At 68.8% G+C, this 449-nt stretch carries 1 protein-coding gene; it reads right to left on the minus strand.

Features of this window, described 5'->3' with window-relative positions; genetic code table 11:
• The coding region (locus ASV53_RS26575; protein ID WP_275657127.1) for an HflX-like GTP-binding protein at window positions 1-421 on the minus strand (421 nt) is incomplete at its 3' end.
• Window positions 422-449 lie beyond the last annotated feature (28 nt).

The following is a 449-nucleotide window of genomic DNA, read 5'->3' on the forward strand; positions in this document are numbered from 1 at the left end:
GCGCCTTGCCTCGTCCGAGGTAGGTCGCAGCGTCCGGATGCGGGCGGCGCTGCAGCACACCGTCGAGCACGACGGCGCCCGCGGTCTCGGCGAGCGCCGCGAGTTCGCGGAGAGAGTTCTCTGCCTCCTCCTGCGCGCCCTGCGGGTATACGCCCACCAGCACGACGTTCTCGAGGCGCAGCTGGCGGTACTCGACTTCGGTGACGTCTTCGAGTTCGGTGGAGAGGCCGCCCACGCGTCGCAGCGCATGCCGATCCTCCAGGTCCCACTGCTGTCCGTCCGACGCCGTGTGCGCCGCCGTCGACTCGTCCTGCAGCGCCTGTGCTGCCCCGAAGACCCTGACCTCCGACCGGCTGTCGGCGTTCGCGAGCACCCGATCCAGTGCGTCGCCGACTTCGTGCTGAGTGGTGGTTTCCGTCATCCGTCCCTGATCTCTTGCTGTCATTTGC

This window comes from Photobacterium sanguinicancri (assembly GCF_002265265.1).
Classification (GTDB): domain Bacteria; phylum Pseudomonadota; class Gammaproteobacteria; order Enterobacterales; family Vibrionaceae; genus Photobacterium; species Photobacterium sanguinicancri.